The following is a 25739-nucleotide window of genomic DNA, read 5'->3' as shown; positions in this document are numbered from 1 at the left end:
CTAAACCTTATAAAATTTACAAAGTTTAGCGAAAAATGCTTTAAGAAAATAAATATTTTTGCAAGATTTTTTCTTTTTCTTTTTCTAAAAATTCTAATTTAAGATTAAGAAAATCAATTTGTTGTTCTACTAATTCAATGCTTTGAACAATTTTTTCTTGAATTTCTAGCGGTGGGAGTGGGATTGTAAGATTTTTTATAAAATTAGAATTAGCCATAACAAAATCTCCTAATTTTCTAAATTGGCCATACAAGCCCATACAAGCATAATATAAATATTTGGTATTTAAGATTTTTAGATTTTTTGGATATAAGCCAGTAATATTCTGGTTTGTTGCACTTTCAAAAGTTAAAAAACCGATTTTACCTATAGTAGCACCAACTAATGCAATTAATGTTGTTTCTTTCTTTAATAATTTTGCCGATGATTTTTGTAACCCTAATTCTGTAATTTTTTCTTTAACTTGATAATCATAAACATAACAATTTTGACATACTTCAGATTTTACCCAATTGATATTTCCATTCCAATATTCTTTAATTTTTCTATCAGGTGTTCCTCCGCTTTGAATGCTAACAATTTCATTTAGTTTTTCTTTATTCCAACCTTGTTTTGGTGATGTTAAAAGGGTGTCTAAAATAGCTTTTGTATTCTTGATGAATTCTTTAAATTTCTTTAAGTCTTCTTGCCTTGCATTAGTAAAATCATCTATAAATGAAAACAAGAGATTAAAATCAAACTTAGATTCTAATTTTTGCAAATTTTCTAAAATAGAATTTAGTTCATATTCTTGATTGTCCTCTATAATACCGCACTTTTGAAGTATTGCTTTAATTAAATTTTGATACTCTTTTATACTCAAGCTTAAAGTATTATACTGCTCTTCTACCTTTTCACACTCTGCTACGATTTGTTTTTGAATTTCAAGTGGTGGTAAAGGAATTTGGATATTTTCTATAAAAGTTTTTGATATATTTTTTAAAGCTATACCCTTAAATCCTGCTTCTAAAAGTTCTAAATTTGAATTGATTGTATAATAAATAAATTTTAAAAGTATTTTTGAATCTTGTTTATTTGTAAAAATATAGGTGTGATCTGAGCTTGAGAATTTGCCATTTATATAATGTATATTTGCCCCGCCTCCATCGCCTATAATTAAAGCTTCAAAATAGAAATCAAAGTCATCACACTTTTCCAATATTTTAGAACTTTTAATAAAAGGATATATTCCATTAGGATTTGCAAAGGATGCAGGTCTTTTTCCCTTGCCTTTACTTTGTATAATATCTCCTAATCTCACCAACTCAAACTTAGAATTCTTAAAAGGATTTAACTCATCTTTTGATTTTACGTTTAAATTTATAGCTTTATTAAATTCCACTTTTTCAAAATCCATCATATCAACAAGCCTTGCTTTACTGGCATAGCCTTGCAAATCTTTTGGTATATCGCTAAGAGTTTTTAAGAATGCTTTACAAATTAAAGTATTAAGTTTGGTCTCATTTTGCGGATTGCCTCTTTCAAAAAGTGGGCTCAAATAAGGCTCGTGCAATTCTTTTAAACCTTCATCGCCTTTTCTATTGCTCCACTCATAACCTAAAAATTTCTTTTGTTCTTTTATATCACTTGGGGATTTTATGATTAAAACTTCTTGATTAAAACTTAAGCAAAAATAAAGTAATTTATCCTTTTCGATTGCCTGAGTATAGGCTAAAAAGGCTTTATCTTCTAAATCTTGCTTATCTTTACTTTCTTTATAAATTTTAGATTCTTTAAGTTTTTTATAATCACTTGTTTGCCTAAATGCATTGTGATAATCTTTAAAGGCTTCTAACTCTGCAAGTTTAGAATCTAAGCTGCCATTTAAAAAATTGCTATAAAGCTCTTTATCAAATTTTCTAAAATCACAATACGCACTTAGATAATTTTGATAAAAGTTTTCACTGTCTTTTAAATTTTCAGTTTCTATGCGTTCTTTAATCAAACTATAATCTTGAGAAATAAGATGATTTTCTTGTTTAAAAGTTTCTTTTTTGCGTAAAAATAAAATAATCGTATTTGTCCCTGTTGCACCAAATGTTTGGCTTCCAAGCTCAACAATGGCAATAAAATCAAAATTTTGAAACAATATTTCTCTTGTATTTTTATAAATAGAATCCTTATTTAAAATAGAACTTGGCAAAATAATGGCAGCTTTAGCATTATCTTTTAAAATTTGATTTGCTCGCTCACAAAAAAAGCATTCAATAGCACTATTTGTTTCTATGTTTATATCATCGTTAAAAAGTTTATAGGTATTTTTAGATTTATCACTTAAAGTTTCTAAAAATCCTTTTACAGAATAAGGCGGATTTGCTATAAGCAAATCAAAACTATTTGATTCTATTTGTGGTTTTGCTTTTTCTCCTTCTAAATTATTTGTATTTGCTAATTCAAAAGAAGCAAGTGCATCAGCGTATAAAATATTGATTTCATTTTGCCCATACATTGCACTTGATACCTTAGAAACCTTACTTAAGCGATACTCTTTTTCAATACCATAAATATTTTTATAATGCTCTTTAAGCTCATCTTCTGTTAGATAACGCTTAAGCTCATTAGCATACGTGTTTAAAAAATGTCCAGCACCACAAGCATAATCAATCACCCTTAAAGCTTTAGAGTTTTTACTTAACATTTCTTGAAGCGGTAAAGAATACATAATAAATTCACAAATTTGAACAGGAGTAAAAAACTGCCCTTCATCTTGCTTCATACCTTTTTGCAAAAAAAGTTCAAAAAGATTGCCTAAAAATTGATTTGTAGAGTTTTGAGTAAGCTTGTAATTTGCAAAAAGCTCTACTATTTCTTTTAATACAAGTGCGTTTTTTAAGAATAATTCCTTATTATGCACTTCTAAAAATGCAAAATCATTATTTGAATAAAATTTTAATTCTTTGATGTAATTTTGCATTACTTCTTTTAAAGTTTTTATCTTTAATTGCTTAAAGTCTTTTTCTATATCTTCATTAGATACAAAGGTAATTTTTTCTCCTAAAAATTCTTTCATAGCTTCTTTATAAAGCCACATTAATCTATCTTGCATATTTGCATAAGTATCTGCCATTACGCCAAAATATCCAAATTTGAGATTGTTTTTATTAAAAGTTTCATCATAAATTTTGCAAAGAAAAATATTTACAAGTTTATCAAAGGCATTTTCCTTGCCTGATATATTATGCTTGCGTAAAATTTTTGCAAATTCGTGATATTTGCCTTCTTCTTTAAGTTCTTTAAGATTATCAAAAGTTGGAGTAATTTCTAAAATTTTATAGGCATTGACATTTGCTTCAAAAATACCTTGCTCGAAATATTGCAGTTCATAACTTTCTTTCCAAGTTTTAAAAAGTTCTATATTGTTATTAGATTTTTTATAAGAATTTTGTAATTCTTTTTCTTTTAGATATTCTTCGTTATCGTAAGCTTGTATGATGTAATTTTTATATTCTAACTTATCTCTAAAATCACTTGCATAAAGACAAAGATATTTTACACCTTTTTCTTGCTGAAAATAAGAAAAAAGCTGCCCACCATCTTCTTGCATTCTATTCCATTCTTTTATAAATTCACTATTTTTAGAATCTGTGGTTTTACATTCTATAATCAAATAAGGATTGTTTTCATTATCCTTTACTAAAATATCAGCCTTACCACCTTTTTTATCCCTGCCAAGATTCCATTTTGGCTCTAACTCTAAATGTTGAGCCTTATAACCTTTTTCTAAAAGTCTATGCACACATTCAAAAACTACAAAATTTTCAGGGTGTGAAAAATTAGAAGTAGTTTTATCGTGAATTTTTATTTCTTTTGGGTAATTAATACTTTGGTTTTTATAATCTATTAAAAGTGTGTAATTATTGATTGTTTTTACATAATTTTCATTTTTATTTTTAAAGCCTAAGTTTTCTAAAACTTGTTTGAAATTATCTTTTGTAATCATTTATTTCCTTATAATTTTACCACCTTAGCACCAAAACCTCCTTGATTGATCGGTGCGTCATTAAAGCCTTTAACACTTTTATGGGTTTTTAAAAACTCTCTTACCGCAAAGGCAAGCTTTCCTGTTCCTATACCATGGTAAACTAAAACTTCATCAAAGCCTGCAAGCAAAGCATCTGAAATAAATTTATCAAGCCTTGAAATAGCTTCATCACTCCTAAGCCCGTGCAAATCCAAGCTAACGCTAAGATTAGTCGGTTTTGCCACACTAATACTTGTTTTTGGACTTATTTTAGGTGTAGGAGTGCTTTTTTTAAGCAGTTTTAAAGGCACACGAAGTTTAATCCCATCGCTTTCAACCATAGCATCGTTTTTGGAAATGCTTATGATTTTACCCTTAATTTTTTCATATTTTACAAAATCCCCCACACGCAATTCTTCATTTTGCTCCATACTTGGCAAGATGATTTCTTTTTTAAGCTCATTGGCTTTATTAAGACTTCTTTGCTTATCTTTTGTGTCTTTAAGCTGTATGGTTTTCTTAGCTTCTTCTATGGCTTTGTGAAATTTAAATTCTAAATTTCTTAAACTCGTACGAAATTCTTGTTCATTTTTTTCTTTTTGATCTTTTAAAGAAAGTAAAATTTCATCGACTTTTTGCTCTTTTTTCTCAACATTTTCAAGCTTAGCTTTTAGTTCTAATTCAAGATTGATATTTTTACCCACAAGCTCTTCTAAATTTTCTTTATCCTCGCCATAAAGCTTTTTAGCCTCACTAACTAAATTCGGCGGAATCTGATAACGCAAAGCCGTTTCAAAGGCATAAGATTTTCCTATGGTGCCTTTTAAAAACTCGTATTTTGGGCGTGAAAGCTCTTCATCATATAAGGCAGCGATGAGTTCAACTTGCTCGTTTTTTGCTAAAAGCATAGCAAGGCGTTTGTGGTGTGTGGTGATGATGATTTTAAGATTATTAGTTATGAGTTTTGAAATCAACACACTATACAAACAAGCCGCTTCTTCAAAATCTGTTCCAAGCTCTATTTCATCGATACCTAAAAGCAAATTTTTCTTAGAAAAAAGTCTAGAAAAATGCAACATTCTTCCTGCAAAAGTTGAAATGTCGTTTTTAACATTTTGCGGATCTTCTATGATGGCATCAAATTCTTTAAAAGTACCAATTTTACTTTCACTTGCTTTTATATGCATAGGCAAAAGATGTTTAGCTAAAAATGCTGCGCTTAGCATGGATTTTAAAAGCATGGATTTTCCGCCTGCATTTACCCCTGTGATGATTAAAACTTGTTTTTTAAATTCCAAACTCACGCTTTTTGGATTTTTTAAAGCAGGATGGGCGAAATTTTTAAGAACCAAATCCGTACTTTGATCACACAAAACAAATTCAAAATCCCTTTTTTTAGCAAGCAAAACCCTAGCACTATAATGATCAAAAAGATCAAAGGCTGTATTGATAAATTTTAAAAAAGGTAGGTTTTTTGCTAAAAAAGCTGAGAAATTTTTAGCGTATTCATAATAAATTTCTTCTTTTTGATTTTTGATTTTTTCTATATCATTTTGCAAATTCTCAACACTTAAAGGCACGATATAAAAGCCACCGCCACTACTTCTACCTATGATTTTTGCTTTAATAGCGTGATTAAACCCACCTCTTACAAGCAAGGCTTCAAGATTGTTTATAAGATGGATTTGTGTATCGATAAGATAAGGCATCAAAGCTTTTGTGTAGCAAAATTTCTTAAACTCAGCTATTATGCTTTCGTTTTTCAATCTTAAAGCAGTATTAAGATTTACAAGTCTTTCATCTAAACTTTCTTTTAATTCCCCTTTCTCATCGAAATTCAAACAAAGCTCCAAAGCTCCGCTAACAAATTCTATCTTTTGCAACCAAGAGTCTAAATTTGTTCCTAGTTTTATTTTTTTTAGCTTTTCAAAATAACGAAAAATTTTTACAAATTCAAAAATTTCATCTAAATGCAAAATTCCTTGCTTGCTTAAATGAACTAAGGCTTTATCAAGATTACTAAGCTCTGGCATAGTAGGAAATTCCACCTCGCAAAGCTCATGTATGCGTTTAAAATGAAGATTAGAATCTCCTTGTAAAAAAATCTCTTTATCTCTTGCAAAAAGGGCTTTAAACTCTTCTAAATAGCTGTTTAAATCAAGCTTTGAGATCAATTCTTCTTTTGTATCATTCATCATTTAACCTACAATCTTTAATATCTATGATTAAAGAATTAAAACTTTGATTATTATCCTTTGAAATAAAACTTCCTGTACCAAATTCATAATTAAAATACGCCTTAGAAACATTGATATCTTTACATAAAATATTTTTATTTTGATTAAAAGCTACGATAATATCTGTTCTTAAATGACTTTTTTGCGTATTTTCAAATTCAAAAAATACTGCTAAAACAATAAAAATCACAAGTAAAATACTAAAAAAAGGTTTGGTTTTTTTGCCTAATTTTTCACGCAAAGCAAAAGTGATTAAGGCTAAAATTAAAATAATTAAAAAATATAAAAAAACCCTACTCATTCTTTTGCCTTAATTTATTGCTGATATCTCCTGCACCAAAACCTATAATAAGCCCTTCTTCAAAAACCTGCCCCTTAGAAGCCACCAAAAATTTACCCTCTCTTTTAATATCTTCTACAAATAAAGCCTTAGGAAAAACCGCTTTTAAATCAAGCTCTATAGGCTCTTCTCCTGCAGCATAAACAGGTAAAATTACAAGCTCATCAACACCTTCAAAAGCCTTTGCAAATTCCTTTAAATTTGCAGCTAAACGCGTGTAGCGGTGGGGTTCAAAGATAGCTGTGATTTTTTTATATCTACCTAATTTTGCGTATTCTTGTGCTGCACTTAAAGTCGCTTTTATTTCGGTTGGATGATGACCATAATCATCAATTAAAACCAAATTTTCATCAGCATGTAAAATATCAAAACGCTTTTTAATACCTTGATAATTTTTAAGTCTGGTTCTTATCGTTTCTATATCTAAAAAATTTAGAGCCGCCAAAATCGCCAAAGACGCATCAAGAGCTAAATGATATCCCATACCAAAAACTTTAAACTCACCTAAATCTTTTAACTCAAAGCTTGTAAAAGGTTTGAAATTTTCTATACACATGGTGCAGTTTTTGATATCTTTACTTGGATAAAGCTTGATTGACTCATTTTTATAATTTTTCAAAAACTCATCTTCAGCATTAATCACGCGAATTTTAGCCACATCTAAAAACTGGGTATAAGCATGATGAAGTTTTGAAACTTCATTACCATAATGATCTAAATGCTCTGCTTCCGCATTGGTAACTATAGCCAAATAAGGATTTGAATTTAAAAAAGAACTATCGCTCTCATCAGCTTCAAAAACAAGGTTTTGACTTTCTTTATAAATCATATTTGAACCAAATTCTTTTAAAATCGCTCCGATGATCACAGAAGCATCATCAAGTAAAGAAGCTAAAATACTTGAAGTCGTGCTTTTTCCATGTGCTCCTGCAACCGCAAAAACACGCTTATCTTCTAAGATAAGAGGTAAGGCCTCCTTGCGTGAAAGGCATTTAATGCCTAATTCTTTAGCATGTTTAAATTCAGGATTTTCTTCTTTGATAGCAGCAGAATAAATAACTAAATCTTTGTTTAAAATATTGTCTTTATGATGAGGGATACTGACCTTAACCCCTTCTTTTTCTAGTTCTTTAGTGATTTTACTCTCTTTAAGATCACTTCCGCTAATCTTAAAGCCCTTTTCTTTTAAAAATCTTGCTAAAGCGGAAATTCCTATACCGCCTATGCCGATAAAATGGATATTTTGCATCATTTAAACCTTTATAATTTAAAGGTTAAATTTTAGCACTTTTTTACTAAAAAGAAAATATAAATCCTATTTTGAAATGCCTAAACGCTCGGCTAATTGATATAAATTTAACTCTCTATAAAATTTATCAAAGTCTTTAGTATAACCATCAAGGTTAAAAGCTTTATTCATATCTTTTAAAGTATCATTACTTTCAAAATAGTACCCTTTACCGCCACTATAAATACCTTTTTTATCAATCCATACAGCATCGTTGATCCCAAATTCTAATTTCTCATCACTTGGTCTTGCTAACATATTTCTTCCGCCTACGCTTAAATACTTAACATTATTTAAACTTAAAGCATAAAGAGTTGGAAAAATATCTTTATGAGATCCTACACGATCTTTATCATAATAAATATTATCTTGCAAATCCTTAGGAATATAAAGATAAAAAGGTACACTATAAGCAAAAGCTTTTTGGGAATTTAAATCCATACTCATTTCGCGTACTCTATGATCTCCAGTTGCCGCTATAATGACACTATCCTTAAATGGACTTTGTTTTACTTTATCTAGAAATTTTCCAAATTCATTATTTGCATAAGTATAAGCTTTGATAATATTATCTTGTTTATCTTTTTCATAAGGAAGCATATTAAGTAAAGTTTGTGGAATGTTTTGTAATTTTGGCAAATCATTTTGTGGAATTTTATAAGGTGGATGATTAGAAATAGTAAGAGCAATTATAAGGGTGTTGTGTGGATTTTTTTGAAGCAAGTCATAAACTTTTTTATATAAAAACTCATCAGCTACCCCATAACCATTTTCACTATCTTTTGCTCCATTATAGTCTTTCATTAAAATATTTTCATCTATAATCTCATCTACTCCCAAAATACTGAGATAATTTTTAATATTTTGCCAAGATCCATTACCTGCACTTACAAAAATCACCTTATATCCTGCTTTCTTATAAACAGCAATAGGTGTTAAATCCAAATAAGTTTTCTGAAATTTACTTGTAGAAATATTAGAAAATGGACTTACAAAAAATAAGTTTGCAAAACTTGGTATAGTTCCATTACTAGAACTCAAAAAGCGTTTGAATAAAAAATCTTGCTTAAAATGTTTATCTAATGAACCTAAAAAATTATGTTCTGTATTTGTAAAATCAGCCAAATTAAGCCCAAAACTTTCCATTAAGTTAACAAATACACTAGGATGATTCTTTTCAGCTTTTAGATTTATAGGACTTTGATGCAAATAATCAAAAAGTTTTTCTTTAAGTTCTTGTGCTTTCAAAGGTGTGATAACCTTCAAAGCCGCTTCTTCTTTATATTGTTTTAAAGCCCAAGAAAATGCCATAATTGGATTTAACATTGTATCATTTACAACACTATATTCACTAAAAGAATAATTTTGCACATTTATAGCCACATGCTTAAAGGGACCCCTTAAGGCTATAACATAAACAATAATTAATATTAAATTTAAAGCTATTAAGGGAAATAATCTTAAATTAACAGGTTTTAGCTTTAAATTTAATATTTTCAAATTTAAAAAAAATACAAAAACTCCAAAAATCAACATTAAAGCTAAAATTTTTAAAATTGGATAATCATGATAAATAATACTTAAAATAGTTTTTGTATTATCATCTTTTAGAGTAAACATAAAAATATCAAATTTAGTCTTGTAAATTTCGTAATAATAGTATTTTGCATAAGAAAATCCTATACAAAGACAAGAAAGAACAATTATATAAACGCTTGAAAAAATGAAATAAAAATTTTTACTATATATTACTAACTTATTATTTATTTTTATATTAGAAAAAATTAAACTTAAAAAACCACAAAGCAAGAATGGTAAAAACGCTGCGCTTAAAAATCTTATATCATGAAAAACACCCAAAAGATACATTAAAAAGATTTCATTTTTATCACTAATTAAACCTGTAGGGATGAAAGAATTATACGATTAATGGCAAAAGTTACTATAAATAATACGCTAAAAATAAAAATTTGAAGTAAAATTTTTCTCATATTTACCTTCTTTAAAAATTCTTAAGAATTTTATCAAAACCCCAAAGTTTTCTTGCTTCATCACTTTTTTTAGGCTCTATAATAAGCATTTCTTCTTCAGAACCTAATTTACTTTCTATCTCGCCAAAAGCATTGATAAACAAAGTATCGCCGTAAAAATTCCATTCATCTTTTGTTTTGCCTATGCGATTGACTCTTAAAATATTTGCAGAATTTAAAAAAGCTCTTGTTTTTAAAAGCTCTTCCCATCTTTGTTTGCTTTCAAAGGTACAAGCACTAGGAACGATAACCAAATCAATTTTTTTCGCCATAATCTGCTGCCAAAAAATATCAAAATGCGTCTCAAAACCAAAAAGTAAAGCACATTTTAATTTTTCATAATTAAAAGTAAAAATTTTTAATTCCGATGGAGTTTTGTTGCTGAAAAATTTTTCTTCATTCCAATGTTCATAAGGCATTAAAATTTGCTGTTCATAACTTTTAACACCATTTGGAGTCACTTTTAAGCAAAGTTTTTTATAACTTTTAGCTTCAACGCTTACATAAGGAGCGATGATTTCTAATTCGTATTTTTTAGCAAGTTTAATCAAGCTTTCTTTTTTAGCTTCACTTTGTTCTTTTATCATATTTTTTGGCATATGTAAAAGTTCTGTAAAAAAACTGTTGATCACATATTCGCCCAAAACTACTAAATTTGCCCCATTGTCTTTTGAAGCTTTGAGATAATAATCAAGCCTTGATTCACTTAAAGCTAAAGTTGGAAACTGTAAAGCCGCTATTTTACTCATCGATTTGCTCCACTTCTAATTTTGCTTTTTCAAGCTCAAGTCTTGCTTTTTTGATACTTTCTAAACCCTCTTTGTAAATTTTTACACTTTCATCTAAGGCAAGCTCTTGATTGTTTAATTTTTCCAAAGATTCATTAGCGTGTTTTAAATTTTCTTCAAAACTCATTGATGATTGACCTTGTAATTTGGTGCTTCATGAGTGATAGTAACATCATGTACATGACTTTCTTTAAGCCCTGCGGTAGTAATTTCAACAAATTCAGCTCTTTTTTGAAAATCTTCTATATCTTTAGCCCCAACATAACCCATAGAAGAACGCAAACCTCCTAAAAGTTGGTGCACCACGCTTCTTATACTTCCCACATAAGGAACACGCCCTTCTATACCTTCAGGAACGAGTTTATCTTGAGCAGTACCTTGCTGAAAATATCTATCCGAACTTCCCTTTTGCATAGCCCCAAGTGAGCCCATACCACGATAAGACTTATATTGTCTTCCTTGATAAGTAAAAAGCTCTCCTGGACTTTCATCCGTTCCAGCTAAAAGCGATCCTATCATAACGGAACTCGCACCTACAGCTAAAGCTTTTGCAATATCACCTGAATATTTAATCCCGCCATCAGCTATCACAGGAACGCCAAATTTATTTGCTTCTTCCACGCACTCATCAATGGCTGAAATTTGAGGCACACCCACACCTGAAACAATACGTGTAGTACAAATACTTCCTGGCCCAATACCTACTTTAACCGCATCCACCCCTGCTTCGCAAAGTGCTTTTGCTGCGGCTGCGGTAGCAATATTTCCTGCGATAAGATCTAAATTTGGATATTTGGCTTTAATTGCTTTTACTGTATCGATAATACCTTTAGAATGTCCATGCGCAGAATCAAGCACAACAACATCAACGCCAGCTTCAACTAAAGCATCTACACGATCCATTTGCCCTACTCCTATAGCCGCACCCACACGCAATCTTCCAAAACCATCTTTATTGGCATCGGGATATTCTTTGCGTTTTTTAAGATCTTTTATAGTGATAAGTCCTTCCAAGCGTCCTTGTTCATCAACTATAGGAAGTTTTTCTACTTTGTTGGTGCTGAAAATTTTTTCCGCATCATCTAAAGTACAACCCTTTGGAGCAGTGATTAAAGGCATTTTAGTCATAACATTTTCAACCAAATTTGAAAAATCACTCTCAAATCTTAAATCACGATTGGTAAGTATGCCTATTAGTTTTTGATTTTCATCCACTACAGGAACACCTGAAATTCTATACTCTGCCATGATTTCTAAAGCCTCCGCAACACTTGCCTTAGGACTTACAAAAATAGGATCGATAATCACCCCGCTTTCGCTTTTTTTCACTCTTTTTACTTCTCTAACCTGTGAGGCTATATCCATATTTTTATGAATCACTCCAAGTCCTCCAAGTCTTGCCATCATGATAGCAGCTCTGTGTTCAGTAACGGTATCCATAGCCGCAGAGATTAAAGGCATATTTAAAGTGATATTTTTTGTTAGTTTAGTGTGAATTTTTACTTCCTTAGGTAGAACTTCAGAATACCCAGGACGCAATAATACATCTTCAAAAGTTAAAGCTCTTTTTACAATTTTCATCTTTCATCCTTAATTTTTAATCATTTGTTCTAAACTTAAAGCCCCGTCTAACAAGGTTTGTTCATCATAAGCTTTGCAAATCAGTTGTGCTGATATATTAAGCCCTTCTTTATCTTTTGCAACAGGCACACTAATGCCTCCAAGCCCTGCTAAATTTACAGAGATAGTATAAACATCTTCTAAATAAGTTTGCATAGGGCTTTTTTGAGTATCAAATTTAAAAGCCGTTGTAGGAGTTACAGGCATAAAAATAAGATCACAATCTTGCAAAATTTCTTCATATTTTGCCTTGATAAAAGCTCTAGCTTTTTGTGCTTTAATATAATACGCATCATAATATCCACTGCTTAAAACAAAAGTTCCTAACAAAATTCTTCTTTTTACTTCTTCACCAAAACCTTCGCTGCGTGTATTTACATACATTTCTTTTAAATTTTGAATATTTTCAGAACGCTTGCCATAACGTACCCCATCATAACGACTTAAATTTGCACTTGCTTCAGCTGTTGCGATGATATAATATGCCGCAATATCAAACTTAGAATCAAGCAAATTTTTATATACAATCTCATGTCCATTAGCTTTTAACATATCTATGGTTTTTAAAAGTGCGTTTTTTACTTCACTATCTGCATCATTGACATAATTTTCAATCACTGCGATTTTTAATTTTTTATTTGCATTTAAATTTGGAGCGGTTTTGATAAACTCGATATTTGCACTCGTGCTATCCATTTTGTCATATCCTGCAATCGCATCATATAAAATTGCCGCATCTTCTACATTTTGCGTTAAAACCCCGATTTGATCCAAACTTGAAGAATAAGAAGCTAAGCCATAGCGACTCACTCTTCCATAACTCGGTTTAAATCCTACACAACCACAAAAAGCTGCAGGTTGACGTACAGATCCTCCTGTATCAGAACCCAAACTTGCCAAAGCCAAGCCACCCGCTACCGCAGCAGCACTTCCACCACTTGATCCACCTGGAACACGCTCAAAATTTAAAGGATTTAAAGTTTTTCCATAACAAGAACTCGCTGTTGAACTTCCCATAGCAAATTCATCCATATTGCAACGCCCAAAAGGAGCAAAACCATTAGCTTTTAAATTAACAATCGCACTTGCATCATAAGGAGCGATATAACCTTGTAAAATTTTACTTGCGCTAGTAAGCTCCCAACCTTTTACACTGATATTATCTTTTATAGCTACAGGCACACCTTCACCTGAAACACTTAAGTCTTTATCTAAAAATTGTTCAATATAAGCACCTATTTTTTTTTCTTTTTTTGCTTTTTCATTGAGTTCTTTTTTTAAATTTTCAAGTTCTTCTTTGGAGTATTTTAAAGCTTCTTTTAAAGTTATCATTTATTTTCCTTTGTTTTTTTGATCAAAAATACTGCTAAAGCACTAAAAGCTAAAACCACCGCTATAGTTGTGATGATAATGCTATTTGGAATAGGATTTTCTAGCATTGAATCCCTTTTAAAACTTCTTCACATCTTAAACAAGGTGTTTCTTCATTTTTGCTTTGAAGTTTCCAACATCTTGGGCATTTACAAAGTGAAGCTTTGGTGATTTTAAATTTCTCATTCTCTACTTCAAATTCAGCCAAAATTTCTTCATTTTCATTGCTGATTTGACTTACCATAAACCAATCGGCTAATTCCTCATTTGGGAATTTATTAAAACTAATGTTTAAATTTAATTCCAAAGTAGATTTAATGATTTTATCTTTTTTAAGCATATCAATTTGTTCAAAAAATTTCTCTCTAGCACTCATTAAAAATGTATCATCTATACCAAAATCATAATCAAAATCCTGAGTTAAACTCAGATCAAATACATCTTTTGCACCGCCTTTGATTAAAACATTAGCATGTTCTAAAGCCTCATCTACGCTATAGCTTAAATTTGGAGCAAGCAAATTTAAAAGTTCTTTTGCTATCAAAGCCATAGCCACTTGAGCAGATTTCCTTCTTTGGACATTTTCACTATCACAATAAAGTCTATCTTTACTGATATCAAGATAAATCCCACTTAAATCTGCACTTAAGAAATTTAAAAGCAAACTAAAACCTTTAGCAAATTCATAAGCAAAAAATGCTTCTTTACTTGCTTTAAAAACTTTAGTTGCGCGACTTAATATCCATTTATCAATAAAGCTAAATTCTTCAACCTCTAAATCTTTTAAATCATTTGTATTGGCAAGCAAAAATCTTATAGTATTTCTTATTTTGCGGTATTGTTCGCCTACTTGCTTTAAGATATTATCTGAAATTTTTAAATCACTTGAATAATCACTTAAAAGCACCCAAAGTCTTAAAATTTCGACTCCATAAGTTTTTGCTACATATTCAGGAGCGATCACATTGCCTTTAGATTTAGACATTTTTTGCCCTTTTTCATCCGTAGTAAAACCATGAGTTAAAATGCTTTCATAAGGTGCACTTTCATTGATCGCTGTACCTACAAGTAAAGAGCTTTGAAACCAACCACGATGCTGATCGCTTCCTTCTAAATACATACTTGCTCTTTTTTCTCCTGCGTCATAAAGTCCGCTATTTAAAACCGCATTAAAAGTACTTCCACTATCAAACCAAACATCTAAAATATCATATACTTTTTCTAAATTTTCAGCGTTGTATTTTGAATTTGCAGGAATTAAATCTTTGATTTCAAACTCCCACCACGCATCAGCGCCATGTTTTTCAAAAATAGCTGCTACAAAGTCAAAAAGTTCATCATCAAAAATCACTTCTTTAGTGTTTTTATCTCTAAAAAAAGCTATAGGCGTTCCCCAGTCCCTTTGTCTTGAAATACACCAATCTGGACGATTTTCCACCATAGAACCTATTCTTTTTACCCCACTTTGTGGATAAAAGGTTGTTTTTAAAAGTTGTTCTTTTGCACACTCTCTTAAAGTTTTTCCTTGAAGTTTTGGTTCATCCATTAAAATAAACCATTGTTTAGTAGCTCTATAAATCACAGGCTTATGCGTTCTCCAACAAAATGGATAAGAATGTATAAATTTAGAAGAATGTAAAAGTTTTTCGCCTAAAAGTTCTAAAATTTTTTCATTGGCCTTAAAAATATGAAGACCTATAAACTCTTCAAGCAAATGAGAAGGCAAAAGCCCTTTAGCTCTTAAAGTTTCATCATAACATCCACTATCATCAACAGGCATTAAAACTTCAATGTCATATTTCAAACAAGCATAGTAATCATCTTCGCCATGTCCTGGTGCAGTATGTACAAGTCCACTTCCACCATCCATCAATACATGCTCACCCATAATTAAAACAGATTTTCTTCCATTTAAAGGATTGATAGCTTCAAGTTTTTCAAATTCTTTTGCGTTTAATTCTTTTTGAATTTCCCCACTTGTAAGTCCTTTTTCTACCATACTTTTAAGTAAAGCACTTGCAAAAATCAAACCCTCTTTGGTGATCACATAATTTTCATTAGGATTTAAAGCTATAGCTTGATTAGCCACCAAAGTCCAAGGTGTAGTTGTCCATATCACTGCACTTGCTTTTGATACGCCTAATTTTTCGCAAGCTTTTGCATCTAAATCAAAAGCCACAAAGATAGAATAATCTTCTTTATCTTGATACTCTACCTCAGCTTCTGCTAAAGCTGACTTTGCCGCCCAACTCCAAAAAACAGGTTTAGAACGCTCACAAAGTAAGCCTTTTTTAGCAATCTCGCATAAAGTTCTATAAATCGCTGCTTCAAACTCAAATTTCATAGTCAAATAAGGCTTATCCCAATCCGCAATAATGCCTAAATTTTTAAATTCTTCTCTTTGGATATCTACAAATTCACTCGCATGTTGTCTGCAAAACTCACGAATTTCTTTCTTGCTTAAGCTTTTTTTCTTTTCTCCAAGCTTTACTTCTACTTGTTGTTCTATAGGCAAACCATGACAATCCCACCCTGGAGTAAAACGCACACTCTCACCTTTAAAATAATGCGTTTTGATAATAGTTTCTTTTAAAATTTTATTTAAAGCATGTCCTATATGGATATGTCCGTTAGCATAAGGGGGGCCATCGTGTAAGGTAAAACTTTTTTTCGCATTTTTGCGATTTTCTTTCATTTTTTCATAAGCATAATTTTGCTCAAACCATTTTTTAAATCTTTGCGGTTCAAGTTCCGCTAAATTCGCCCGCATAGCAAAACTGGTGCTGGGCAAAAGTAGAGTTTCTTTGTAGTCCATTTTTTCCACCTAATTTTTAATAATCTTAAATTCTACTCAAATTAGCTTTAATTTCTACTTTGTTTTTGGCTATAATTATAAGAAAAAAAGGAAAATTTATGAAACATTTGCTTTATCTTATAGGAGATGAGCTTACTATAAACGAAAAATTCAAAAATTATATTTATAGAACTTATGAAGAAAAATTTAAAGAAATCAACGAAATTCGCATACAAAATAAAACCGATAAAGATTTACCATTTTTGCTTGAAAACCTCTTAAATCAGTATGATTTTATCACTTTATTTACAAGCTCTTTGCATTATGCGACTGTTGCTAAAATTTTAGCAACTTTAAATGATGATAATCTTATCTTAAAAGATGATACCTTGGTTCCAGATAAAGCAGAATTTAGTAAAAATAGCTTTGTGTGTAATTTTTCAAATTCAAAAATCAATGTCGTTAAAATAAATCCAAGCGAAAAATTACCCAATCTTCTTGGGCATATAAAATTAAATTTTGCATATTTTTGCATTTTTGGCATGGATGATGAAAGCGCTATATTGCTACTGCAAACCCTAACAAAATCTTATGAGATAAGTATAAAATCAACTAAGCTTTTAGATAATCTTGTGCTTATTAAGGCCACTTGTGCTAATTTTGGAAAACTTGATGGTTTTTTAAATAGCGTAAAAAATCTTTTTGGACAAAAGGTGTTTTTAGGTAAAGATCCTATACATTTTATAAGCTCTAAACTTTTAGAAAAAAAATTAAAAATTTCTTTTGCTGAAAGTTGCACAGGTGGACTTTGTGCAAGTACCTTAACCAAAATTTCAGGTGTAAGTGAAATTTTTGAAGGTTCTATTGTAAGTTATTCCAACCGCATCAAACACGAATGGCTTGGAATTAGTGAAAGCGTCTTAGAGAATAATGGCGAATACAGTGAACGTTGTGTTTATTTTATGCTAAAAGGTATTTTTAAAACAGCTAATCCTGATTTTGCCTTAGCTATTAGCGGAGTAGTTGGCGAAAAAGATGAAGGAAAAATAAAATCAGGTACTATTTATATAGGTGCAATGTTTAGAGATGGAACTTTTATCCAAGAAACGCTTTATTTAAATGGAGATCGTGAATTTATGCAAGAACAAGCCGTTTTAGCAACTTTTTGCCTACTTTTAAAATTAAAACCTGAGATTTTTGAAATTTAAAGGATTTAAAAATGAAAGAAATTAAGCTAAAAGAAGACTTGGAAAAAATTTATCCCCTGATAAAACAATTAAGAAATAACCTATCTTTGAAAGATTTTTTAGACAAATTCCAACTTGCTACACAAACTCAACATTATAAACTTTTTGCCTACGAAAATGAGGGAAATTACAAAGCAGCTTGTGGAGTCATGCCCTTTAATGTACTTTATCATAATCATTGTCTTTATATTTGTGATTTTGTCGTAGATGAAACTTTAAGAGAAAAAAGTATAGGTTCAAGCTTTTTTGACAAAAATCCAAATTTGGGCAAAAAATCAAGGATATGAAGAATTAGAACTAAGTTCAAGTTTTTTTAGAACACAAGCTCATGAATTTTATATCCAAAAAATGGGTTTTGAAAAATCCGGTTTTGTTTTTAAGAAAAATATCAAACTATAATATTTTTTGATTAAGCTTTGCATTTTATAATTAATATTATTATTTTTGATTTTAAGGAATAAAATGAATTTTAAAGAACTAATTTCAAAACGCAGAGCTTGTAAACTTTTTAATGATAAAAAAATCAATGAAAAGGATTTGCATTTTATCTTAGAAAGTGGAGTCTTAGCCCCAAGCTCACATGGATTTGAGCCTTGGAAATTTGTAGTATTAGAACAAAAAGAACACAATCTTAAACTCTCAACCCTATGTTACAATCAAAAAAATGTAGCAAGTGCGAGTCATAATATCATTTTTTTAGCAAGAAAAGATCTTCAAAGCAAAGATGAATTTGCACAAAAACAAGTGCGTCGCTTCTCAGGTTCTAGTGAAGAAAATTTTCAAAAAATTTTAGAAATTTACACCCATAAAACCAATGCAATGAATGATAATGAACTCTATCATTATGCACAACTTCAATGCTATCTTGCTATGATGCAAATGTCGCTAGCTGCAATGAGCTTAGGTATTGATTCTTGTATGATAGGTGGCTTTGAAAAAGCTAAGGTTGATAATTTTCTTAATTTAACTTATCCTTTTGAAACTGCTGTAATTTTATCCTTAGGATATAAAGCCCATGAACCAAAATATTCTACTCAACGCTTAAATTTTAATGAAGTCGTCGAATTTTACAAGGAAAAATAATGAAAAAAGAACTTGAAATTTTTAGCACAAGATATTCTTGTAGAAATTTTAAAAATGAAAAACTCAAAAAAGAGGATTTAAATTCTATTTTAGAAATAGCAAGATTAAGCCCTAGCTCCTTAGGACTGGAACCTTGGAAATTTATAGTAGTGCAAGATGAGAAAAGAAAAGAAGAACTTTATAAAATTTGCAACCAACAAAAACATGTAAAAGATTGTGCTGCATTAATTATCATCATTTCAAGACTCGATTTTTTAGATTATTTTGAAGAAAAACTTAGAAAAAGAGATATGAGTCAAACAGAAATTCAAAAACGCTTAGATGCTTATACGCCTTTTTTAAAATCTCTAAATCAAGAACAAAAAATATCTTATGCAAGAGAACAAGCTCATATAGCTCTAGCTAGCATACTTTACAGTGCTAATGCTTTAAATATAGCAAGCTGCACTATAGGTGGCTTTGATAAAGAAAAGCTTAATTCTTATTTATCACTTGATATTCAAAAAGAAAGATCAAGTTTGGTGGTGGCTTTAGGATATTGCAACGATGAAAAAAATCCTCAAAAAAATCGTTTTAGTTTTGATGAAGTTGTAAAATTTATTTAAATTTTGCTTAAAAGCAAAATTTAAATAAAAATAAACTGATTCTTTTTTGTATTTTTACTAAGTCTTTGCTTAAATTTTATACAATTTTGATTATAATTTTACATTTAATTTCACAAGGCTTGTTATGAATTTACCCAATATCTTGGCGATTTTTAGAATGGTTTTAGCACCTTTATTATTTTTTTTACTAATTCATAAATTTGAAAACATTCATCAAAGTTGGATTAACTATTTTGCTGCTTTAACTTTTTCATTAGCAGCTTTAAGTGATTTTTTTGACGGATACATCGCAAGAACTTGGAAACAAACTACAAAACTGGGCGGAATCTTAGATCCATTAGCTGATAAAATGCTTGTTTTAGCAGCTTTTTTAGGGCTTTTACTTACAGGAAAAGCTAACGAATGGGTAATTTATATTATACTAGTAAGGGAATTTTTTATCACGGGTTTTAGAGTTGTAATGATCAGTGAAAATTTAAATGTCAATGCTTCTTTTGCAGGCAAACTTAAAACCACTTTTCAAATGACTGCGATAGGATTTTTAATCATGGAGTGGATAGGCGGAGAAATTCTACTTTACATAGCTTTGAGTTTAACTCTTTATTCTGGATTTGAATACATCTATACTTATATAAAAGCTCAAAAAAAAGGAGAAAAATGAGATCTTTATTGTTTTTAATTGTTATTTTGATTTTGGGAATTAAATTTTATTCTATTGAATTTTTAGCAACTGTTTTAGTCATCTCATTTTTAATCTTCTTTCACGAATTAGGACATTTTTTAGCTGCAAGATCTTTGGGTGTAAAAGTTGAAGTCTTTAGCATAGGATTTGGAAAAAGTCTTATAGAGCGTGAATTTAAAGGCACAAACTATCGCTTAAGTGCTTTACCACTTGGAGGATATGTTAAACTTAAAGGACAAGATGATATGCGTCCTGGTTTTGAAAATCTAGACAAAGATAGCTATAGCATTTTAAGTCCTTTAAAAAAGATTTATATTCTTTTTGCTGGGCCATTTTTTAATCTGATTTTAGCTTTTTTTCTTTATATTATCATAGGAAATTTAGGTCTAAACAAACTTGCTCCGCAAATAGGAAACATAGCGCCAAACTCTGCTGCACAAGAAATAGGACTTCAAAAAAATGATACTATCTTAGAAATTAACGGTGTAAAAATTCAAAGCTTTGATGAAATTTCAAAGCATTTAAGTTTAGATCCTTTGAAAATATTAATCAATAGAGAAGGAAAAAATTTAGAATTTATTTTAACTCCAAAAATAGGACAAGGATATAATGACTTTGGACAAATCGTTGAAAAACCTCAACTTGGAGTCAGTCCAAATGGGACAAGCACTCTTGTAAAACACCAAGGTTTAGAAAGTTTTAAATATGCCGCACAAGAAAGTTTTCAAGCTTCTACACTCATCATCAAGGGTATTGTAAAACTCATAAGTGGCGAAGTTGAAGCAAAAAATTTAGGCGGTATTATCACCATGACTGAAATTACCTCAAAGGCTGCACAAAATAGCTTTACTTTGCTTTTATTTATCACTGCTTTAATTTCTATAAATTTAGGCATTTTAAATCTTTTACCTATTCCTATGCTTGATGGAGGACATATACTTTTTAATCTTTATGAAATGATTTTTAGACGCAAAGTTCCACAGCGTACTTTTGAATATTTAAGCTATACAGGCATGGCAATACTTTTAAGTTTAATGCTCTTTGCAACTTATAATGATATATCAAGGATTATAGGTGAATAAAAAATTTTCCTACCCTATTCCAAATTTTACTGATAGAAGTAAAAGTATAATCTTTTGGCGCTATTTGCGTTTTCAAGCAAGAAAAATTTTATATTTTCCTCAAGTAAGACTTCTAGAAAAAACGCTTAATAAAGAAAAAAATAAACATTTAAAAGACTTTTTCTCTCAAAGACCCTATGCTTGTTACAATGCTACAAGAAGATTTTGCGATAAAAGTTTTAAAGCAAATGAACGCGTTAAAACACTTATTTATGATGTTGATAAGGGACTTGCTTGTTTTAAATTTCTTCCCGAAGAACAAATAATTTTTTCTTTTGATGAAGATTTTGAGCTTTTTTTAGGATATAACTATAATGTTTGCGAAGAAGGTTTTTGGGCTTTTTCTTTAAAATTTAAAAAATACACAATCTTACAATGTAATTTTTGCTTTACTTTAGAAAACAATCTTCTACTTTCTTGTATACAAGGGTATAAATACAAAGATTTTAATATTTTAGAAATTAATAAAATTTTAACTAAAAAATGTCATGGTTTGCGCCCTGTTGCTTTACTTATAGAATGCTCTAAGATGCTTTGTGAAATTTTAAAACTTCAAGCTACTTTAGGTGTACATGAAAAAAATCAAATCCGCTCTCAAAAAGGAAAGGAAAAAGGCTATTTTGTAGATTATCAAAAAATTTGGCTAGAAAATGGTGGAGAATTAATAAAAATCAATAAACACAAATACTATAAACTCCACCACTCTCAAAAAAACCTAGAAGAAATCCCTTCGCAAAAACGCTCCATGTATAAAAAACGTTTTGCTATGCTTGAAAATATTAAACAAAATTTATTTCAAATTTTATCTAAATAATACTTTTTAAATATCCTACACTTTTCTCACAACCTTTTTTTTGAAGTTTTAAAAGCCTCTCTAAGCATTCTTGAGATACTTCTTGAGGATAATAATACTGCATAGCTTTTAAATCTTCAAACAAAGCTTTTTCTATCTTAAAAGCCCCTTTGCCTAATTCTTTAACCCCACCTGTTCCTTTTTTTCTTTTAAAAGTCGCACAATAAGGATAACATTGCTCTACATTAATACGGTCAAGTCCTTCTTTTTTAAGAATTTCTACACAAGTTTTAATGTCTAAATTTCCTTCTCCCAAAGGAACGCCGCAAACATATTCTACACCCTCTTCAATGAAAACTATATGATCCTTACAATGCGTGCTAAAAGTATATTTAGCCATGTCTTTGCAAGCTTTTATAGGATCTTCATAGGCCATCATGGAATTTCCAAAATCATATAAAAATCCTATTTTAGGATGATTGATCAATTTCAACAAATCAAGCAAATCCTCTGAAGTTTGATACTCATGATTTTCTATAGCAAGTTTTAAATCATATTTTTCCAAAATCGGTATCAAAGCTTTTATTTCATCTTTTGTAGCTAAAAAACCTTCTTTATCGAATCTAGCAGTAATTTTAGAATCATCATAAGCCCCATCGCTAGCATGTTTAACCTTTTTATTTTTATCGGTTAAGGGCACATAAGAGCGTATAATTTTAGCGCCTAAAATAGAAGCTACTTTAGCAATTTTTTCAAATTTATCCCTATTAAAACCCTTAGAGTCAATCTCACAATACATATTGTATTCATCCAATTTGGCTTTAATTTTTTTAAGATGATTTTCGTCATCGCTTCCTAAGCATCCCCATTCTTCATCCAAACCAAAGTCTTTAATGATATTTATAATCACACCCTCACAGCCCAAATTTTTAGCAAAATCGATATAAGAAAATATATCCATCCTGCCATTTTGAAACCATAAATACATGCTTTCAGTTTCTAAACCTATTTTCATGATGCCACTCCTTTTAATGCTTTTTTTCTAGCTATCATCTTAAGTAAAATCGTAGTTACAATCACACCACAAATAGCAAAAATCCCCATTAACACAAAAACAATTTGATAGCCTAATAAACCCTTGAAACGATCGATCATAAAACCATAAAGTGCAAAACAAAAAAGTTGTGGAGAATAACCAAAAATACAAGCTATACTCATAGCAGCTCCACTAATTTCCCTAGGTATTTCTATCTCATCCACAGGAGCAAAAAATGTTGCACGCATAGTAAAAACAAGAGCGGCAAAACCTAAGGTTAAACTCATACCAAAATAAATATTTAATTTCTCATGGGGCATAAAAACAAAAATTAATATGGCCAAGGCTGCTAAAATCAAAGCGAAACGCAAATATCTTGTTGAAGATTTAAAGGTTTTATCTGCTAAATATCCCCCAATTGGTCCACCTACTAATTTTAAAGTGTATTGATTGATAATACCATAAGCACCGACCAAAACCACAGGTATACCATAAATATCTTTTAAAAATGGAATAAAATAAGTCAAACCACAATACACAGAATAAATAGTAAAAATAGTCAAAGATACCACCCAAATTTCAGGAGTTTTAATCGCTTTAATGACTCCATTCCAAGCAGCTTTGTTTCTGCTGATTTCATTTCCTTGTTCATCTTGGGTTTTGATTTTGTCATCTTCAAGTAGAAAATATGCCAAAATACCTGCTATAATTACACAAGCGCTATAAAATAATATAGCAGCCTTAAGTCCACCTGCGCCAGAACCTAAAAGTAAAAAAATTCCCAAAGCATTAAAAGCAACTATAGTATCTATAACTCCACGCCCTGCTTCCAAAAATCCAAAAAGTCTCCCTTGCTGAGTAGAATCTCCAAGCAAGCGAATGGCTTTAAGTAAAACAGGCCAATACACAACTTCTCCAAATAAAGAAAGCAAACCCCAAGCTATTAAAATTCCACAAAAAGAAGGGAAAAGTAGAAATATAAATTCCAACCAAACCCACGCAAACCAATGAAAAAGGAATAAGTATTTTTTTAGAAAATCTATCTGCTATATAATATAGATGCAAAATTTCCTACCGTTTGCACTATACCATAAACTGAAAGTGCAAGTCCAATTTGTATATTGCTAAGATTCATAAATCTTGCATAGGCACATAAAAAGCATCTTTTAAAGAGGAAAGTTTAAAAACAGTTCCTCCACCAATAACTAAAACAATAAAAGTAAACCAACGAATAGGTTTTGTACTATTCATATCCACCCTCCTTTTTTAACAATTCTCAACTTAAATTAATTATATCACGGATTAAGATAAAAGGTTAAAATTTCACCTTTAAATTATAAACAGGTAATTACAAAAAATTACAACACTTATTGAAGTATAAATTAAGTATATTTTGATATAATCTAGTCTTGCTTTATGCAAAATCCTTGCTCATAAAATGGGCTTTAATATCCATAAGGAGAAAAGATGAAACATTATGAGGTTTTATTTATCTTAAAACCAACACTTACCGAAGAGGAAGTGAATGCGAAGTTGGAATTCGTTAAAGAAGTCCTAACCAAAAATGGTGCAGAAATTGAAACTGTTGTTCCAATGGGCACTAGAAAATTAGCGTATAAAATAAAAAAATACGAAAGAGGAACTTATTTTGTGATTTATTTCAAAGCTCCTACAAACTTGATTGCTGAGCTTGAAAGGGTGTTAAGAATCACTGAAGAAGTAATAAGATTTTTAATCGTAAAATATGAAAATAAAAAAGAAATTGCAGCTTGGGAAAAACTAAGCCACGGGATTAAGCAATCTAAAAAAGAAATCAAACCTTTAGATGCTCCTGAAATTCAATAAGGAAAAAGATGTTTAACAAAGTTGTTTTGGTTGGAAATCTTACACGTGATATAGAAATGCGTTATGCACAAAGCGGTAGTGCTATTGGAGCTTCCGCTATAGCAGTAACAAGAAGATTTACCACAAATGGAGAAAAAAGAGAAGAAACTTGCTTTATTGATATAAGCTTTTATGGTCGCACCGCAGAAGTTGCAAACCAATACCTTACAAAAGGTTCAAAAGTACTCATAGAAGGACGTTTGAGATTTGAACAATGGAGTGATCAAAATGGACAAAATCGCTCTAAACATAGCATTCAAGTTGAAAATATGGAAATGCTTGGCAATTCCAATGCTCCACAACAAGGCGGAAATTTTGGCAATAATAGCTTTTCAAACAACAATTATAGTGGAAACTATGAAAATCAAAGCTATGATCCTTATATGAGTGAAAATCAAAATTTTAATAAAGCAAAAGCAAACCCTGCTCCACAAAGAAACCAAAACCCACAACACGAAGAAAAATTAAAAGAAATTGATATCGATGCTTATGATAGCGATGATACCAATTTACCATTTTAAAGGATAAACTATGGCAGAAAAAAGAAAATACTCTCGCAAATATTGCAAATACACTGAAGCAAAAGTTGAATTTATTGATTATAAAGATACAGCAATGTTAAAACATGCTTTATCTGAAAGATTTAAAATCATGCCACGCCGTTTAACAGGCACAAGCAAAAAATACCAAGAAATGGTAGAAGTTGCAATCAAACGTGCAAGACATGTAGCTCTTATCCCTTATATAGTGGATAGAAAAGAAGTAATCAATAATCCTTTTGAAGGACTATAATCTTTTAAAAGCAAACTTGTAAAAAGTT

At 30.3% G+C, this 25739-nt stretch carries 20 protein-coding genes and 3 pseudogenes; 10 read left to right on the top strand and 13 right to left on the bottom strand.

All coding sequences use genetic code 11. The features are described from left to right. Positions 1–40 precede the first annotated feature (40 nt). The 11 genes and pseudogenes from ELQ04_RS01320 to ileS all read right to left on the bottom strand — a co-directional run bounded on the left by ELQ04_RS01320 (position 41) and on the right by ileS (position 16489). On the bottom strand, positions 41–3979 hold the full coding sequence (locus ELQ04_RS01320; RefSeq protein ID WP_002936646.1) for a restriction endonuclease subunit S: 3939 nt from the start codon (positions 3977–3979) through the stop codon (positions 41–43). Between the two features lie 8 nt (positions 3980–3987). Continuing rightward, positions 3988–6198, bottom strand: a complete 2211-nt coding sequence (locus ELQ04_RS01315; protein ID WP_134224422.1) for an endonuclease MutS2 — start codon at positions 6196–6198, stop codon at positions 3988–3990. Beyond that, entirely contained in the window at positions 6188–6538 is a 351-nt protein-coding gene (locus ELQ04_RS01310; protein ID WP_002936652.1) for a hypothetical protein, read from the bottom strand. The genes ELQ04_RS01315 and ELQ04_RS01310 overlap by 11 nt, the downstream gene beginning before the upstream one ends. Then, on the bottom strand, positions 6531–7829 hold the full coding sequence (gene murC / locus ELQ04_RS01305) for a UDP-N-acetylmuramate--L-alanine ligase (RefSeq protein WP_079264650.1): 1299 nt from the start codon (positions 7827–7829) through the stop codon (positions 6531–6533). The genes ELQ04_RS01310 and murC overlap by 8 nt, the downstream gene beginning before the upstream one ends. Before the next feature lie 63 nt (positions 7830–7892). After that, positions 7893–9856: pseudogene (locus ELQ04_RS01300) on the bottom strand (LTA synthase family protein). A gap of 11 nt (positions 9857–9867) precedes the next feature. After that, positions 9868–10644, bottom strand: a complete 777-nt coding sequence (locus ELQ04_RS01295; protein ID WP_002936666.1) for a carbon-nitrogen hydrolase family protein — start codon at positions 10642–10644, stop codon at positions 9868–9870. Beyond that, a complete protein-coding gene (xseB, locus tag ELQ04_RS01290; RefSeq protein ID WP_002853034.1) occupies positions 10637–10810 on the bottom strand; it encodes an exodeoxyribonuclease VII small subunit in 174 nt (57 codons plus the stop codon). The genes ELQ04_RS01295 and xseB overlap by 8 nt, the downstream gene beginning before the upstream one ends. After that, positions 10807–12264: an IMP dehydrogenase gene (gene guaB / locus ELQ04_RS01285; protein ID WP_002936667.1), complete on the bottom strand. Its 1458-nt coding sequence runs from the start codon at positions 12262–12264 to the stop codon at positions 10807–10809. Before guaB ends, xseB begins: the two co-directional genes overlap by 4 nt. Positions 12265–12273: 9 nt before the next feature. Beyond that, on the bottom strand, positions 12274–13635 hold the full coding sequence (gatA, locus tag ELQ04_RS01280; RefSeq protein WP_002936668.1) for an Asp-tRNA(Asn)/Glu-tRNA(Gln) amidotransferase subunit GatA: 1362 nt from the start codon (positions 13633–13635) through the stop codon (positions 12274–12276). Then, positions 13632–13742 (bottom strand): membrane protein, encoded by a 111-nt coding sequence (locus ELQ04_RS01275; RefSeq protein WP_002869114.1) that lies wholly within the window; start codon positions 13740–13742, stop codon positions 13632–13634. Before ELQ04_RS01275 ends, gatA begins: the two co-directional genes overlap by 4 nt. Beyond that, positions 13736–16489: an isoleucine--tRNA ligase gene (ileS, locus tag ELQ04_RS01270; RefSeq protein ID WP_002936669.1), complete on the bottom strand. Its 2754-nt coding sequence runs from the start codon at positions 16487–16489 to the stop codon at positions 13736–13738. The genes ELQ04_RS01275 and ileS overlap by 7 nt, the downstream gene beginning before the upstream one ends. Positions 16490–16587: 98 nt before the next feature. On the opposite strand from ileS, the gene ELQ04_RS01265 reads away from it, so the two are divergent. The 7 genes and pseudogenes from ELQ04_RS01265 (at position 16588) to ELQ04_RS01235 (ending at position 22020) form a co-directional block, all read left to right on the top strand. Continuing rightward, positions 16588–17676, top strand: a complete 1089-nt coding sequence (locus ELQ04_RS01265) for a CinA family protein (protein ID WP_002936670.1) — start codon at positions 16588–16590, stop codon at positions 17674–17676. Positions 17677–17687: 11 nt separating this feature from the next. Continuing rightward, a pseudogene (locus tag ELQ04_RS01260) lies at positions 17688–18114 on the top strand (GNAT family N-acetyltransferase). Between the two features lie 63 nt (positions 18115–18177). Continuing rightward, positions 18178–18798, top strand: a complete 621-nt coding sequence (locus ELQ04_RS01255) for an NAD(P)H-dependent oxidoreductase (RefSeq protein ID WP_134224421.1) — start codon at positions 18178–18180, stop codon at positions 18796–18798. After that, complete coding sequence (locus ELQ04_RS01250) at positions 18798–19403, top strand: NAD(P)H-dependent oxidoreductase (RefSeq protein WP_002936673.1); 606 nt, start codon at positions 18798–18800, stop codon at positions 19401–19403. The genes ELQ04_RS01255 and ELQ04_RS01250 overlap by 1 nt, the downstream gene beginning before the upstream one ends. A 124-nt stretch (positions 19404–19527) precedes the next feature. Then, a complete protein-coding gene (pgsA, locus tag ELQ04_RS01245; RefSeq protein WP_002936675.1) occupies positions 19528–20064 on the top strand; it encodes a CDP-diacylglycerol--glycerol-3-phosphate 3-phosphatidyltransferase in 537 nt (178 codons plus the stop codon). Then, on the top strand, positions 20061–21167 hold the full coding sequence (rseP, locus tag ELQ04_RS01240; RefSeq protein WP_002936679.1) for an RIP metalloprotease RseP: 1107 nt from the start codon (positions 20061–20063) through the stop codon (positions 21165–21167). The genes pgsA and rseP overlap by 4 nt, the downstream gene beginning before the upstream one ends. Then, positions 21160–22020 carry a VirK family antimicrobial peptide resistance protein gene (locus ELQ04_RS01235; protein ID WP_002936681.1) on the top strand — a complete coding sequence of 287 codons (861 nt, stop codon included), beginning with the start codon at positions 21160–21162 and terminating at the stop codon, positions 22018–22020. The genes rseP and ELQ04_RS01235 overlap by 8 nt, the downstream gene beginning before the upstream one ends. On the opposite strand, the gene ELQ04_RS01230 is transcribed toward ELQ04_RS01235, so the two are convergent. Together ELQ04_RS01230 and ELQ04_RS01225 are read right to left on the bottom strand one after the other, a co-directional pair. Then, positions 22013–23014 carry a sugar phosphate isomerase/epimerase family protein gene (locus ELQ04_RS01230; RefSeq protein WP_002936684.1) on the bottom strand — a complete coding sequence of 334 codons (1002 nt, stop codon included), beginning with the start codon at positions 23012–23014 and terminating at the stop codon, positions 22013–22015. The genes ELQ04_RS01235 and ELQ04_RS01230 overlap by 8 nt on opposite strands. After that, positions 23011–24286: pseudogene (locus ELQ04_RS01225) on the bottom strand (MFS transporter). Before ELQ04_RS01225 ends, ELQ04_RS01230 begins: the two are co-directional and overlap by 4 nt. 216 nt (positions 24287–24502) lie before the next feature. On the opposite strand from ELQ04_RS01225, the gene rpsF reads away from it, so the two are divergent. Genes rpsF through rpsR form a run of 3 tightly spaced genes read left to right on the top strand, consistent with a single transcriptional unit; the run spans position 24503 to position 25711 of the window. Beyond that, positions 24503–24880 (top strand): 30S ribosomal protein S6, encoded by a 378-nt coding sequence (gene rpsF / locus ELQ04_RS01220; protein ID WP_002812868.1) that lies wholly within the window; start codon positions 24503–24505, stop codon positions 24878–24880. Between the two features lie 8 nt (positions 24881–24888). Next, entirely contained in the window at positions 24889–25440 is a 552-nt protein-coding gene (locus ELQ04_RS01215) for a single-stranded DNA-binding protein (protein ID WP_002921394.1), read from the top strand. Between the two features lie 10 nt (positions 25441–25450). Continuing rightward, positions 25451–25711, top strand: coding sequence for a 30S ribosomal protein S18 (rpsR, locus tag ELQ04_RS01210; RefSeq protein ID WP_002853032.1), 261 nt, complete (start codon positions 25451–25453; stop codon positions 25709–25711). Positions 25712–25739 lie beyond the last annotated feature (28 nt).

The organism is Campylobacter sp. CH278, assembly GCF_004378845.1.
GTDB lineage: Bacteria > Campylobacterota > Campylobacteria > Campylobacterales > Campylobacteraceae > Campylobacter_D > Campylobacter_D jejuni.
The sequence above is the reverse complement of the archived record's forward strand: the minus strand, read 5'-3'. Positions and strand labels throughout refer to the sequence as shown.

Coding starts and splice junctions, on each gene's coding strand:
- pgsA (WP_002936675.1), top strand. CDS start 19,528: ATGAATTTACCCAATATCTTGGCGATTTTTAGAATGGTTTTAGCACCT.
- ELQ04_RS01315 (WP_134224422.1), bottom strand. CDS start 6,198: ATGATGAATGATACAAAAGAAGAATTGATCTCAAAGCTTGATTTAAAC.
- ELQ04_RS01230 (WP_002936684.1), bottom strand. CDS start 23,014: ATGAAAATAGGTTTAGAAACTGAAAGCATGTATTTATGGTTTCAAAAT.
- rpsF (WP_002812868.1), top strand. CDS start 24,503: ATGAAACATTATGAGGTTTTATTTATCTTAAAACCAACACTTACCGAA.
- ELQ04_RS01250 (WP_002936673.1), top strand. CDS start 18,798: ATGAAAAAAGAACTTGAAATTTTTAGCACAAGATATTCTTGTAGAAAT.
- rpsR (WP_002853032.1), top strand. CDS start 25,451: ATGGCAGAAAAAAGAAAATACTCTCGCAAATATTGCAAATACACTGAA.
- gatA (WP_002936668.1), bottom strand. CDS start 13,635: ATGATAACTTTAAAAGAAGCTTTAAAATACTCCAAAGAAGAACTTGAA.
- rseP (WP_002936679.1), top strand. CDS start 20,061: ATGAGATCTTTATTGTTTTTAATTGTTATTTTGATTTTGGGAATTAAA.
- ELQ04_RS01255 (WP_134224421.1), top strand. CDS start 18,178: ATGAATTTTAAAGAACTAATTTCAAAACGCAGAGCTTGTAAACTTTTT.
- ELQ04_RS01320 (WP_002936646.1), bottom strand. CDS start 3,979: ATGATTACAAAAGATAATTTCAAACAAGTTTTAGAAAACTTAGGCTTT.
- ELQ04_RS01310 (WP_002936652.1), bottom strand. CDS start 6,538: ATGAGTAGGGTTTTTTTATATTTTTTAATTATTTTAATTTTAGCCTTA.
- ELQ04_RS01215 (WP_002921394.1), top strand. CDS start 24,889: ATGTTTAACAAAGTTGTTTTGGTTGGAAATCTTACACGTGATATAGAA.
- xseB (WP_002853034.1), bottom strand. CDS start 10,810: ATGAGTTTTGAAGAAAATTTAAAACACGCTAATGAATCTTTGGAAAAA.
- ELQ04_RS01265 (WP_002936670.1), top strand. CDS start 16,588: ATGAAACATTTGCTTTATCTTATAGGAGATGAGCTTACTATAAACGAA.
- guaB (WP_002936667.1), bottom strand. CDS start 12,264: ATGAAAATTGTAAAAAGAGCTTTAACTTTTGAAGATGTATTATTGCGT.
- murC (WP_079264650.1), bottom strand. CDS start 7,829: ATGATGCAAAATATCCATTTTATCGGCATAGGCGGTATAGGAATTTCC.
- ELQ04_RS01275 (WP_002869114.1), bottom strand. CDS start 13,742: ATGCTAGAAAATCCTATTCCAAATAGCATTATCATCACAACTATAGCG.
- ileS (WP_002936669.1), bottom strand. CDS start 16,489: ATGGACTACAAAGAAACTCTACTTTTGCCCAGCACCAGTTTTGCTATG.
- ELQ04_RS01295 (WP_002936666.1), bottom strand. CDS start 10,644: ATGAGTAAAATAGCGGCTTTACAGTTTCCAACTTTAGCTTTAAGTGAA.